A 12,470-nucleotide genomic window follows, 5' to 3' on the forward strand; every position below is an offset into this window, starting at 1 on the left:
TGTCTTTGACGAAAACGTGACGCCGGGTGTGTCGATACGGGCAGAATGCTTGCACCCTGCTGCAGGGGCCGGTATGCACAGCCCGGCAAACTCGCATCGCGATTTGCGAGGCCAGATAGGACGCCAGTGGCTCTGGCTGATGTGCGTCCGCCTTTTCGGTGCCACTGTGGCCTGCAGATGGCACGCGCCCAGACGAGGGGGAAACCCAGCCATGCCGCTCGACTTGCCCGTACTGCGGACGTTTTTGTCCGAGCACTACGACCTAGCCCCATCTGTTGAACTTGCAGATGCCATGTCGGAAACCTACGCCAAAATGTCCCGCGTGGTCTCGCCGATGGATTGGGCGATCTACGCCCCCTACGTGAAAGCGATCAACGAGCTGAAGGCAAAACGCAATGCCGTCATTCTCGGTCACAACTACATGACCCCGGAGATCTTTCACGGGATTTCCGATTTCGTCGGCGATAGCCTGCAGCTGGCGATCAAGGCGACAGAGGTCGAGGCGGATGTGATCGTGCAATGCGGTGTGCATTTCATGGCCGAGACCTCCAAGATCCTGAGCCCGGAGAAAACCGTGCTGATGCCGGACATGGATGCCGGTTGCAGCTTGGCGGAATCCATCACGGCCGAGGGCGTCGCAGAGATGCGGCGGCGGTATCCCGGCGCGCCCGTGGTCACCTATGTGAACACCACCGCCGAGGTCAAAGCTGCCTCGGACATCTGTTGCACCTCGTCCAATGCGGCGCAGATCGTTGCCGCCATGGACAGCGACACGGTCATCATGACCCCGGACCAGTATCTGGCGCAGAACGTGGCCCGTGACGTGCCGCAAAAGAATGTGGTCTGGTGGGAGGGCTCCTGCATCGTGCACGAGCAGTACACCGCCCAGGACCTGCGCGATTTTCGCGAATGGAACCCGGGCACCCAGCTGATCGCCCACCCGGAATGCCCGCCGGATGTGGTGGCCGAGGCGGATTTCTCTGGCTCGACCAGCGGCATCCTGAAGTATGTGACCGACAACAAACCGGAAAAGGCGATGCTGATCACCGAATGTTCGATGGCGTCGAACATTGCGGATTCGCTGCCCGAGGTGGAGTTCGTAGGTCCCTGCAACATGTGCCCCTACATGAAGAAGATCACGCTGGAAAAGGTGCTCTGGTCGCTGCACACGATGGAAGGACAGATCGAAGTCGATCCGACCGTGGCGGAAAAAGCCCGCCATGCAGTGCAGGCGATGATCGACCTGTCGCGCAAGCTGGGCCTCTGACACGGGAATGGACGAGGTTCAAACCGACCGTATCGTGATCATCGGCGCCGGGCTTGGCGCGCTGTATGCAGCCTTGACGCTGGCGCCGCTGCCTGTGGTGATGATTTCACCGGATGCGCTGGGGCAGGGGGCCAGTTCAGCCTGGGCGCAGGGCGGTGTCGCGGCGGCCATGGATGCGGGCGACAGCCCGGAGGCGCACGCCACCGACACCCGCCGGGCCGGGGCTGGCACGGTTGATGCCGCGGTCGCGGATCTCGTCACGCGGGAGGCGCGCGAACATATCCTCGATCTGACGACCCTGGGTGCGCCCTTTGACCGGACCTCCGACGGTGGCTACGTGCTGTCGCGCGAAGCCGCGCATAGTTTTGCCCGAGTGGTGCGGGTCAAGGGCGATCAGGCGGGCGCAGAGATCATGCGCGCGCTGATCGAACGGGTGCGCGCCTGTCCGTCTGTTCAGGTGATCGAAGGGGTCCTGGCCGAGGGGCTGGACGTCACCGAGGGGCGCGTCACCGGCGTGCGGCTTGTATCCTCCGCACCGGAGGGGTCTGCGCCGGTGCTGTTGCGCGGCGCGGCGCATTTGATGGCGGGGGGCGGCAGTGCCGGGCTCTATGCCATCACCACCAATCCACCTCGCATTCGCGGTCAGGCGCTGGGCATGGCCGCACGCGCCGGGGCGGAAATCGCCGATGCGGAGTTTGTGCAGTTTCACCCCACCGCCATGGATGTGGGCGAGGACCCGGCGCCTCTGGCGACCGAAGCTTTGCGGGGCGAGGGCGCAACGCTGATCAATCGGCAGGGGGTGCGGTTCATGCTGAACGAGCATCCCGATGCGGAACTGGCACCCCGAGATGTGGTTGCGCGGGCGATTTTTGCGCAGACGCAGGCGGGCAACCAACCCCAGCTCGATACACGGGCGGCGCTGGGCGCGCGGGTCACGGATCTCTACCCTTCGGTCAGCGGCGCCTGTGTGCGCAACGGGATTGACCCGGTGCATCAGCCGATTCCGGTGGCGGCGGCAGCGCATTACCACATGGGCGGCATCGCGACCGATCTTGCCGGGCGCAGTTCCTTGCCGGGCCTCTGGGCCTGTGGCGAATGCGCTTCCACCGGGCTGCATGGCGCCAATCGGCTCGCCTCCAACGGCCTGCTGGAGGCGCTGGTCTACGCCCGCCGCGCGGCGCAGGATATCGCGGCGACCTGCGATCTGGCCGAGGCCGCCGCGCCGATAGAGCTACGGGTGAAGCTGGGAGGCGCGGTTGTGAATCCGGACCTTTTGATGGCGCTGCGCCAGACCATGACGACCCATGTCGGTGTCGTCCGCCAGGCCGAGGGCCTGCGTCAGGCGTTGCGCGATATTGCGGCGCTGGAACGCCAGCAACCGGACTGCGAGGGAATGTTGAATGTCACCGCCGCCGCGACATTGATCGCCGCCGCCGCGCTGCTGCGCGAGGAAAGCCGAGGCGCCCATGAACGGTCCGACTTCCCGGATCTGTCGCCTGCGCTGGCCAGCCGGTCCCGCATGACATGGACCGACGCGCGGATGTTGCGCGACGATCTCCTGAATACCTGACACCCCCAGACGACGGAGCCTCACATGAGCGTTGCCACCTTGCCCGACCTGATCCTGGAACCGCTGGTGAAATCCGCGCTGATGGAGGATCTTGGCGCCTACGGAGATGTCACCACCCGGACGGTTATTCCGCAGGGGGTGACCTATTCCGCTCGTCTGCGCGCGCGTGAAACGGCCGTTGCCTCCGGCCTGCAGGTGGCGGCTCTGGCCTTCAGGTTGGTTGACCCGACGCTGACGGTGACGGCCTGTGTCCGCGATGGCGAAAGCTGCGAGCCGGGGGATGTTCTGATGACAATCGAGGGCGCGGCCGCCTCGATCCTGATGGGCGAACGGGTCGCGTTGAATTTCGCGGGCCGGCTGACCGGCATCGCCACCCTCACCGCAGCTATGGTTGCAGAGGCCAAAGGCACCAGGGCCCGGATCACCTGTACGCGCAAAACCACGCCGGGCCTGCGGATGGTGGAAAAACTTGCGGTTCTGCATGGCGGCGGCTTCAACCACCGCTATTCATTGTCGGACGCGATCCTGATCAAGGACAACCATATCGCCGCCGCCGGTGGCATCCGCGCCGTGCTTGAGGCGACAAAGGCGCAGGCGAGCCATATGATGGCCGTCGAAATCGAGGTCGACACGCTGGAGCAGTTGCACGAGGTGCTATCGGTCGGCGGCGCGTCCGTGGTGCTTCTGGACAATATGACGCCCGAGCAGCTGCGCGAGGCCGTTTCCCTGGCCAACGGGCGTTTGGCGCTGGAGGCCAGCGGCAATGTCCGGCGGGAAACGGTGGCAGAGATCGCGGCGACCGGGGTGGATTACATCTCCTCCGGGGCCTTGACGCATTCGGCGCGGACGGTGGATCTCGGGCTCGATTTCTGACCTCGCCCGGCACCGGTCTCGCCCCCAGGCGACAGGGGGTGGGCAAATGAACACACTGCAACGCGGGCCAGTCTTGAGGCCCTGCCGAGGGGGCGAGTCGGGGGATATGGCTCATCCCTTGGGCTGCTGATCTGTGCCCGGTTGCGCTATCAGGACTTGGCGCGGTCCAGTTCTGCCTCACAAAATGGCAATCTCGCGTGTCGCTGTGGTGACTCCGGAGTTGAGATTTAACTATTTTAAATCAATATGTTGGCGGGGCTTGGCGGCACGTCTTGGTTCTGTCTCCCACGATTTGGCCGCAGAATACTTTAAAAATATAAATTTCAAGCTTGAAATTGTTTTGAGCTGCGCAGAGGCTTTCCCCAACGACAATCGTAAGGGATGAAACACTCATGCGTATTGCATGTCTGGGCGGAGGCCCGGCTGGTCTGTATTTCGCGATTTCTATGAAATTGCGCGCCCCTGGCCACGACATCACGGTGATCGAACGCAACCGACCGGATGATACCTTTGGCTGGGGGGTGGTGCTGTCGGACGAAACGCTCGACAATCTGGCCGCGAATGATGCGCAAAGCGCCGAGGCGATCCGGGCGCATTTCGCCTATTGGGATGATGTCGCAGTGGTGTTCAAAGGCGACAGGCAGGTGTCGTCCGGGCATGGGTTCTGCGGCATTGGCCGCAAGACCTTGCTGACGCTCCTGCAGAAGCGCGCGCGGGAACTGGGCGTCAATTTGCAGTTTGAAACCGACGTGCAGAGCGCCGAGGACTACCGCCAGGACTACGATCTGGTGGTGGCCAGCGATGGGCTGAATTCGCGCACGCGCAGCCTATATGCCGAGACCTTCAGGCCGGACGTGGACACGCGATTGTGCAATTTCGTCTGGCTCGGCACCCATCAGACCTTCAAGGACGCGTTCACCTTTATCTTCGAGGAGACCGAACACGGCTGGGTCTGGGCACATGCCTATCAATTCAACAAGGACACCGCGACCTTCATCGTCGAATGCTCGCAAGAGACCTTTGATGCGTTTGGTTTTGCCGGGATGTCGCAGCAAGAGAGCATCGCGGTCTGCCAGCAGATCTTCAAGGACCACCTCGATGGCCACGCGCTGATGACCAATGCCGGCCACATCCGAGGCTCCGCCTGGATCCGGTTCCCGCGCGTGCTTTGCGAAAAATGGAGCCACGAAAACGTCGTGCTGATGGGCGATGCGGCAGCAACTGCGCATTTCTCCATCGGGTCCGGTACGAAGCTGGCGCTGGAATCCGCCATTGCCCTGGCCAGGCTGGTCGATGAAAAGCCTGATCTGCCAAGCGCCTTTGCCGACTATGAAGACCAGCGCCGTCTTGAGGTGTTGCGGCTGCAATCTGCGGCGCGCAACTCGATGGAGTGGTTCGAGCGGGTGGAGCGCTACCTGCATCTCGATCCGGTTCAGCTCAACTATTCGATGCTGACACGGAGCCAGCGCATCAGCCACGAAAACCTGCGGACCCGCGACAAGGGCTGGCTCGAAGGCGCGGAACGCTGGTTCATGGATCAGGCCGGTGCGCCAAGGGAGGCGCCCTTGCGGGCCCCGATGTTCGCGCCGTTTCGCCTGCGCGAGATGACGCTGAAGAACCGCATCGTGGTGTCTCCGATGGCGCAATACAAGGCCATCGAGGGGGCACCGACCGACTGGCATCTGGTCCACTACGGCGAGCGCGCCAAGGGCGGTGCCGGGCTGATTTACACGGAGATGACCTGCATCTCGCCCGAGGGGCGCATCACGCCAGGTTGTCCCGGCCTTTATGCGCCGGAACACGAGGCCGAGTGGGCGCGCATCACCGGTTTTGTGCACGCCCAGACGGACGCCAAGATCTGTTGTCAGATTGGCCATTCTGGCCGCAAAGGCTCGACCCAATTGGGCTGGGACGAGATGGACGCGCCCTTGCCAGCTGACAATTGGGAGCTGGTCAGCGCCTCGGCGCTGCCCTGGTCGGACCGCAACGCCACCCCGCGTGAAATCACGCGGGCCGAGATGGACGTGGTGCGTGATCAGTTTGTGGCGGCTGCAAAAATGGCTGATGGTGCGGGCTTTGACATGATCGAACTGCATGCGGCCCATGGCTATCTGCTCTCGTCATTCCTGTCGCCGGTGTCCAACCAGCGTGGCGACGACTATGGCGGCAGCCTTGAAAATCGCCTGCGCTATCCGCTGGAGGTTTTTGCCGCCATGCGGGCCGTCTGGCCTGAGCGCAAACCGATGTCGGTGCGGATTTCCGCGACGGATTGGGTCGGCGCAGAGGGCGTCACCCCGGATGACGCGGTGGAGATTGCCCGCGCCTTCTGGGAGGCCGGGGCCGATCTGATCGACGTTTCCGCCGGGCAGACCACGACGGAGGCAAAACCGGTCTATGGCCGCATGTTCCAGACGCCTTTTTCGGATCAGATCCGCAATGAGGCGGGCATTTGCACCATGGCCGTCGGCAATATCTTTGAGGCGGATCATGCCAATTCGATCCTGATGGCAGGGCGGGCCGATCTGGTGGCGGTGGGGCGTCCCCATCTCGCCGATCCCTATTGGACCCTGCATGAGGCGACCCGGATTGGTGATCGCGCGGCACCGGACTGGCCGCTTCCCTATCTTGCGGGGCGAGAGCAGAGCTGGCGTCTTGCCGACAAAGAACAGGCGACAACCGGGGCGGAGGCCGTTCGGGCATGACGCAGAGCGAACTCAACCCGCACGTTATTGTCACCGGCGGCGGCTCCGGCGTGGGGGCCGCCTGTGCGCAGGCCTTTGCCGCACGCGGCCTGGAGGTGACCATCATGGGGCGCACCGAACAGTCGCTGGCGGATCAGGGGCTGCCCTACGAGGTCTGCGATGTCACAGATGCGGCCAGCGTTTCGGCGGCTGTGGCGCGGGCCACGGCGGCGCGTGGGCCGGTCACGGTGGCCCTGGCCAACGCAGGTGCCGCCGAAAGCCAGCCTTTTGCCCGGATGGACAACGAGATGCTGAACGCGATGATGGCGGTCAATCTGAATGGCGTTTTCAACCTCTGGCAGGCGGTGCTGCCCGCGATGAAAACAGCGGGGCACGGGCGGATGATCGCGGTGGCCTCCACCGCCGGGCTGAAGGGCTATCCCTATGTCAGCGCCTATTGCGCCGCGAAACATGCGGTGGTCGGCCTGACGCGGGCATTGGCCAGGGAGCTCGCGACAACCGGGATTACGGTCAATGCGATCTGCCCGGGCTTTGTCGAAACACCGATGCTGCAGCGCAGTATCGACAATATCATGGCCAAGACCGGCCTGACGGCGGAACAGGCGGAAAACACCCTTTTGGCCGACAACCCGCAGCGGCGTTTCGTCCAGGCGGAAGAGGTCGCAGATGCCGCCCTCTGGCTGGCCTCGGGGGCGGCCGCATCGGTCAATGGCCACACGCTGGCACTGACAGGGGGAGAGATATGAGCCAGGCAAAGCTGGATCACAGCCCCGAAGCGGCGCCCTCCAAGGCGCGTTTGCGGCTGTGGCTGAAGCTGCTCAAGACATCCGCCGGCATTGAAACTGAACTGCGCCGTCGCTTGCGGGACCAGCATGCCACAACGCTGCCGCGCTTTGACGTGATGTCGGCGCTGTCGCGCAACCCAGGCGGACTGAAGATGAGCCAGCTGTCGCAATTCCTGCGGGTGTCGAACGGCAACGTCACCGGGATCGTCGACCGCCTGACCGAAGACGGTCTGGCGTTGCGGGTCGCCGTGCCGGGGGACCGGCGTGCGCAGGTCGCCCGATTGACCCCGGCAGGCGTCGCAGAATTCGCCCGCCTCGCCGCAGAACACGAAGCCTGGATCGACGAGCTGCTCGCCGGGCTGGCCCTTGAGGATATCAACGAAATGACTGCGCTGCTGGAACAAATCCAACCCGCCGCACCTGCCGGAGACGCAACATGAACCTGACGGACACCACCCATTTCAACTGCACGATTGACGCCGGTGTGGCGCGCATCTCTCTGGACCGGCCAGAGCGCAAGAACCCGCTGACCTTTGACAGCTACGCCGAACTGCGGGACTGGTTTCGCGCCCTGCCATATTCCGATGCGGTGCATGCGGTGGTGATCGTCCCCAATGGCGGCAATTTTTCCTCTGGCGGCGATGTGCATGACATCATCGGTCCATTGACGCGGATGAACATGAAAGAGCTGCTGGCCTTCACCCGGATGACGGGCGATCTGGTCAAGGCGATGGTCAACTGTGGAAAGCCGGTGATCTCGGCGGTGGATGGTATTTGTGCCGGGGCCGGGGCGATCATTGCGATGGCGAGCGATCTGCGGATTGCGGCACCAGAGGCCAAGGTGGCGTTTCTGTTCAACCGTGTCGGCCTTGCCGGCTGTGACATGGGGGCCTGCGCCATGCTGCCGCGGATCGTCGGCCAGGGCCGCGCGGCGGAATTGTTGTATCTGGGGCGGTCGCTTGGCGCTGAAGAGGGCGAACGCTGGGGCTTCTTCAACCGTCTGGTGGCGCGTGATGCCCTGGAAGAGGAAGCACTGGCCATGGCTCAGCGGATCGCGCAGGGGCCAACGTTTGCCAACAGCATGACAAAGACCATGCTGGCTCAGGAATGGTCGATGAGCCTCGAACAGGCGATCGAGGCGGAGGCGCAGGCGCAGGCGATCTGCATGCAGGGCAATGATTTCCGCCGCGCTTATGAGGCCTTTGTCGCAAAGGAAAAACCGGTGTTCGAGGGCGACTGACCTCGCCCGCTTCGCCTTCGGTGCGGATATTTCAACAGACAATGAAAACAACGGGGAACATAAGGTGGCGGACCGGACATTTCTGAACTGGCCCTTCTTTGAGGAAGGGCACCGAGATTGGGCGGCCAAGGTCGAAGCCGTCGCAGCAGCGCTTGCGGTGGATCACGGCGACACCGATGCGGCCTGCCGGACATTGGTGCGCCGTCTGGGCGCGGCGGGTGTGTTGCAGGTGACAGCAGATGCATCGGGCGCGGGGCTGGATGTGCGCAAGCTGTGCCTGGCGCGCGAGATCCTGGCACGACACGATGGGCTGGCTGATTTTGCCTTTGCCATGCAGGGTCTTGGGACCGCCGCGATCACCTTGTTCGGCTCACCGGCGCAGCGGGCGGAATGGTTGGGAAAAACCGCCGCAGGCGAGGCGATTGCAGCCTTTGCGCTGACCGAACCGCAATCGGGATCTGATGTTGCCAGTTCGACCATGACAGCGGTCCGGGATGGCGACGACTATGTGCTGAACGGCGAAAAGACCTGGATTTCAAACGGTGGCATTGCCGATGTCTACACCCTGTTTGCCCGGACGGGCGAGGCGCCGGGCGCAAAGGGGCTGTCGGCGTTTATCGTGACGCCTGATCTGGCAGGGTTCGAGGTGGTCGAGCGGCTGGAGACGATTGCCCCGCATCCCCTTGCGACCTTGCGCTTTACCAATTGCCGCCTTCCGGCCAGCGCGATGATCGGCGCGCCGGGGCAGGGGTTCAAGATCGCCATGTCGGTGCTGGATGTCTTTCGCTCGACCGTTGCGGCGGCGGCGCTTGGGTTTGCGCGCCGCGCCCTGGACGAGGCGCTGGGGCGTGTCACCACCCGCCAGGTACAGGGCGCGCCGCTGTTCGATTTGCAGATGGTGCAGGGGCATATCGCCGATATGGCGCTGGATGTGGATGCCGCCGCGCTGCTGATCTACCGCGCCGCCTGGACCAAGGACAGCGGCGCGCCGCGCGTCACCCGCGAGGCGGCGATGGCAAAGTTGTTTTCCACCGAAGCCGCGCAGGGCGTCATCGACAAGGCGGTGCAGCTTTTTGGCGGCGAGGGGGTGCGATCCGGTGCGACGGTTGAGCGGCTCTACCGCGAAATCCGGGCGCTGCGGATCTACGAAGGCGCGAGCGATGTACAGCGTATTGTCATCGCGCGTCAGGCCATGATGGCACAGGAAGGAGCCAAGTGATGCTGGGACCAACCGCACATAGTGATCGCTTTACCCGCGATGCCCTGCCACCTGCCGCGCAATGGCCGGAGTTCAATCTGGCGGGTTTTGACTACCCGGAGTATCTCAACGCCGGGGTCGAGCTGACAGACGCGATGGTGGCCAGAGGGTTCGGCGACAACACCGCCCTGATCGGCAACGGTCGCCAGCGGACCTATAAGGAACTCGCGGATTGGACCAACCGGCTGGCCCATGCGCTGGTCGCGGATCTCGGGGTGAAGCCGGGCAACCGGGTGTTGATCCGGTCTGCCAACAACCCCGCCATGGTCGCCTGCTGGCTGGCGGCAACAAAGGCCGGGGCGGTGGTGGTCAACACCATGCCGATGCTGCGGGCCTCGGAGTTGAAGAAATACGTCGACAAGGCCGAAATCCAGTTCGCCCTGTGTGACACCCGCCTGATGGAGGAAATGGAAAGCTGCGCCGCGCAATGCCCGGGCCTGCAGCGGGTGGTCGGGTTCGACGGCACCTCCAATCACGAGGCGGAGCTGGATCGGCTGGCGTTGGAGAAACCGGTGAAATTCGACGCGGTCCAGACCGGGCGCGATGATGTGGCGCTGTTGGGCTTTACCTCCGGCTCGACCGGTGAACCCAAGGCGACGATGCATTTCCACCGCGATCTGCTGATCATCGCCGATGGCTACGCGCGCGAAGTGCTGAATGTGCAGCCAGAGGACATTTTTGTTGGATCTCCGCCACTTGCCTTCACCTTCGGGCTTGGCGGCTTGGCGATTTTCCCGCTACGGTTCGGCGCAACGGCGACACTTCTGGAACAGGCCACTCCGCCCAATATGATCGAGATCATCGAAAAATACCGCGCGACCGTGTGCTTTACCGCACCAACCGCCTATCGGGTGATGCTCTCGGCGATGGAGGAGGGGGCAGATCTGTCGTCCCTGCGGGCCGCTGTCTCGGCTGGCGAAACGCTGCCAAAACCGGTCTATGACGATTGGATGAGAAAGACCGGCAAGCCGATGCTCGACGGGATCGGCGCCACGGAAATGCTGCATATTTTCATCTCCAACCGGTTCGACGATCACCGGCCGGCCTGTACCGGAAAACCGGTTGGCGGCTATGAGGCAAAAGTGGTGGACGATAATGGCGCCACCGTGCCGGATGGAACCGTCGGCCGACTCGCGGTGCGCGGTCCGACCGGTTGTCGCTATCTCAATGACGACCGGCAAGCGGGCTATGTCGTGGACGGCTGGAACATCACCGGCGACAGTTTCATCCGCGACGCAGACGGGTATTTTCATTTTGCCGCGCGCAATGACGATATGATTGTCTCGGCGGGCTACAACATTGCCGGGCCTGAGGTGGAGGCGGCCTTGCTCAGCCATCCGGCGGTCTCGGAATGCGCCGTCATCGGCGCGCCGGACGCCGACCGGGGTCATATCGTTCAGGCCCATGTGGTGCTGAATGCAGGCTTTGAGGCCTCCGATGCGATGACGCGCGATTTGCAGACCCATGTAAAAGCCACCATCGCCCCCTATAAATACCCACGCAGCATTATCTTTGCCGAGGCTCTGCCAAAGACGCAGACGGGCAAGATCCAGCGTTTCCGGCTTCGGTAACGCGTCAAACACACCCATAAAAACCAACCAGACAACAGGGAGTCTGATCATGAAAAAACTAATGTTGGCCACAGCGGCCGCGGCACTGGCGACAAGCGGTGCACTGGCGGATGTCAAAGTCGGGATGATCACTACGCTTTCGGGCGGCGGGGCCAGCCTCGGCATCGACACCCGCGACGGGTTCATGCTGGCGATCGAGGCCGCGGGCCGCGATGACGTCGAGGTAGTGATCGAAGACGATCAACGCAAACCCGACATCGCCGTGCAGCTGGCGGACAAGATGATCCAGTCGGAAAAGGTCGATGTTCTGACCGGGATCGTCTGGTCGAACCTCGCCATGGCGGTTGTCCCGGCGGCGACCGCACAGGGGCTGTTCTACCTCTCGACCAATGCGGCCCCCGCACAGCTGGCGGGCAAAGGCTGCAATGCCAATTACTTCGCCGTCTCCTACCAGAATGACAACCTGCACGAGGGGGCAGGCGCCTATGCCGCCAACGAAGGGTTCAAGAACACCTTTATCCTGGCGCCGAACTATCCTGCAGGCCATGACAGCCTGACCGGCTTCAAACGCTACTATGGCGGCGAGCTGGCAGGCGAGGTCTACACCAAGCTGGGCCAGACCGACTATGCCGCCGAAATCGCGCAGATCCGGGCCTCTGGCGCCGACAGCGTCTTTTTCTTCCTGCCCGGCGGCATGGGGATTTCCTTCCTGAAACAATACGCGGACAGCGGCGTGGACCTGCCTGTCGTCGGTCCTGCCTTCAGCTTTGATCAGGGCATCCTGCAAGCGGTGGGCGAGGCCGCGCTGGGGGTGAAGAACTCCTCGACCTGGTCCAAGGATCTGGACAACGCGGCCAACGCGACCTTTGTCGCGGACTTCCAGCAGAAATACGACCGCCTGCCGTCGATCTATGCGGCCCAGGGGTATGACACCGCCAACCTGCTGCTGTCGGCGATCGACAAGGCGGATGTGAATGACGATGCGGCCTTTGCCGAGGCGCTCAAGGCGGCGGATTTCGCATCTGTCCGCGGCGCGTTCTCCTTTGCGGCGAACAATCATCCGATCCAGAACGTCTATGTGCGTGAGGTCATCAAAGAAGGCGATATCTACACCAACAAGATCGTTGGCACCGCCCTGGAAAATCATGCAAACGCCTATGTGGACGACTGCAAGATGTAAGTGAAGCGTGCCCGGCCCGCAGGT

At 63.2% G+C, this 12,470-nt stretch carries 10 protein-coding genes; all 10 read left to right on the top strand.

Annotated features, from left to right (window positions below; translation table 11 throughout):
• Positions 1 to 211: 211 nt before the first annotated feature.
• The 10 genes from nadA to TRIHO_RS05950 all read left to right on the top strand — a co-directional run bounded on the left by nadA (position 212) and on the right by TRIHO_RS05950 (position 12,446).
• Positions 212 to 1,267, top strand: coding sequence for a quinolinate synthase NadA (gene nadA / locus TRIHO_RS05905; RefSeq protein WP_068241215.1), 1,056 nt, complete (start codon positions 212 to 214; stop codon positions 1,265 to 1,267).
• Positions 1,268 to 1,274: 7 nt separating this feature from the next.
• A complete protein-coding gene (locus TRIHO_RS05910; RefSeq protein WP_068241217.1) occupies positions 1,275 to 2,837 on the top strand; it encodes an L-aspartate oxidase in 1,563 nt (520 codons plus the stop codon).
• A 24-nt stretch (positions 2,838 to 2,861) separates the two neighbouring features.
• A complete protein-coding gene (gene nadC, locus TRIHO_RS05915) occupies positions 2,862 to 3,710 on the top strand; it encodes a carboxylating nicotinate-nucleotide diphosphorylase (RefSeq protein ID WP_068241219.1) in 849 nt (282 codons plus the stop codon).
• Between the two features lie 392 nt (positions 3,711 to 4,102).
• Positions 4,103 to 6,412: a bifunctional salicylyl-CoA 5-hydroxylase/oxidoreductase gene (locus TRIHO_RS05920; RefSeq protein ID WP_068241221.1), complete on the top strand. Its 2,310-nt coding sequence runs from the start codon at positions 4,103 to 4,105 to the stop codon at positions 6,410 to 6,412.
• A complete protein-coding gene (locus tag TRIHO_RS05925) occupies positions 6,409 to 7,158 on the top strand; it encodes an SDR family NAD(P)-dependent oxidoreductase (RefSeq protein ID WP_068241224.1) in 750 nt (249 codons plus the stop codon). Before TRIHO_RS05920 ends, TRIHO_RS05925 begins: the two co-directional genes overlap by 4 nt.
• Positions 7,155 to 7,637 carry a MarR family winged helix-turn-helix transcriptional regulator gene (locus TRIHO_RS05930; protein ID WP_068241226.1) on the top strand — a complete coding sequence of 161 codons (483 nt, stop codon included), beginning with the start codon at positions 7,155 to 7,157 and terminating at the stop codon, positions 7,635 to 7,637. The genes TRIHO_RS05925 and TRIHO_RS05930 overlap by 4 nt, the downstream gene beginning before the upstream one ends.
• Positions 7,634 to 8,437 (top strand): enoyl-CoA hydratase family protein, encoded by an 804-nt coding sequence (locus TRIHO_RS05935; RefSeq protein WP_068241228.1) that lies wholly within the window; start codon positions 7,634 to 7,636, stop codon positions 8,435 to 8,437. The genes TRIHO_RS05930 and TRIHO_RS05935 overlap by 4 nt, the downstream gene beginning before the upstream one ends.
• A gap of 64 nt (positions 8,438 to 8,501) precedes the next feature.
• Positions 8,502 to 9,656 (top strand): acyl-CoA dehydrogenase family protein, encoded by a 1,155-nt coding sequence (locus TRIHO_RS05940; RefSeq protein ID WP_068241230.1) that lies wholly within the window; start codon positions 8,502 to 8,504, stop codon positions 9,654 to 9,656.
• The gene (locus TRIHO_RS05945) at positions 9,656 to 11,266 is read left to right on the top strand and encodes a benzoate-CoA ligase family protein (RefSeq protein WP_068241232.1); all 1,611 of its coding nucleotides are present in this window, start codon (positions 9,656 to 9,658) and stop codon (positions 11,264 to 11,266) included. The genes TRIHO_RS05940 and TRIHO_RS05945 overlap by 1 nt, the downstream gene beginning before the upstream one ends.
• Before the next feature lie 49 nt (positions 11,267 to 11,315).
• Positions 11,316 to 12,446, top strand: coding sequence for an ABC transporter substrate-binding protein (locus TRIHO_RS05950; RefSeq protein ID WP_068241233.1), 1,131 nt, complete (start codon positions 11,316 to 11,318; stop codon positions 12,444 to 12,446).
• The last annotated feature ends 24 nt before the right edge of the window (positions 12,447 to 12,470 follow it).

Origin of the sequence: Tritonibacter horizontis (assembly GCF_001518015.1) — a bacterium.
GTDB classification, from domain to species: Bacteria; Pseudomonadota; Alphaproteobacteria; order Rhodobacterales; family Rhodobacteraceae; genus Epibacterium; species Epibacterium horizontis.

What these genes read in the sequence shown, in the direction of transcription:
- TRIHO_RS05950 (WP_068241233.1), top strand. Translation starts at nt 11,316, where the DNA reads ATGAAAAAACTAATGTTGGCCACAGCGGCCGCGGCACTGGCGACAAGC.
- nadA (WP_068241215.1), top strand. Translation starts at nt 212, where the DNA reads ATGCCGCTCGACTTGCCCGTACTGCGGACGTTTTTGTCCGAGCACTAC.
- TRIHO_RS05945 (WP_068241232.1), top strand. Translation starts at nt 9,656, where the DNA reads ATGCTGGGACCAACCGCACATAGTGATCGCTTTACCCGCGATGCCCTG.
- TRIHO_RS05935 (WP_068241228.1), top strand. Translation starts at nt 7,634, where the DNA reads ATGAACCTGACGGACACCACCCATTTCAACTGCACGATTGACGCCGGT.
- nadC (WP_068241219.1), top strand. Translation starts at nt 2,862, where the DNA reads ATGAGCGTTGCCACCTTGCCCGACCTGATCCTGGAACCGCTGGTGAAA.
- TRIHO_RS05910 (WP_068241217.1), top strand. Translation starts at nt 1,275, where the DNA reads ATGGACGAGGTTCAAACCGACCGTATCGTGATCATCGGCGCCGGGCTT.
- TRIHO_RS05920 (WP_068241221.1), top strand. Translation starts at nt 4,103, where the DNA reads ATGCGTATTGCATGTCTGGGCGGAGGCCCGGCTGGTCTGTATTTCGCG.
- TRIHO_RS05930 (WP_068241226.1), top strand. Translation starts at nt 7,155, where the DNA reads ATGAGCCAGGCAAAGCTGGATCACAGCCCCGAAGCGGCGCCCTCCAAG.
- TRIHO_RS05925 (WP_068241224.1), top strand. Translation starts at nt 6,409, where the DNA reads ATGACGCAGAGCGAACTCAACCCGCACGTTATTGTCACCGGCGGCGGC.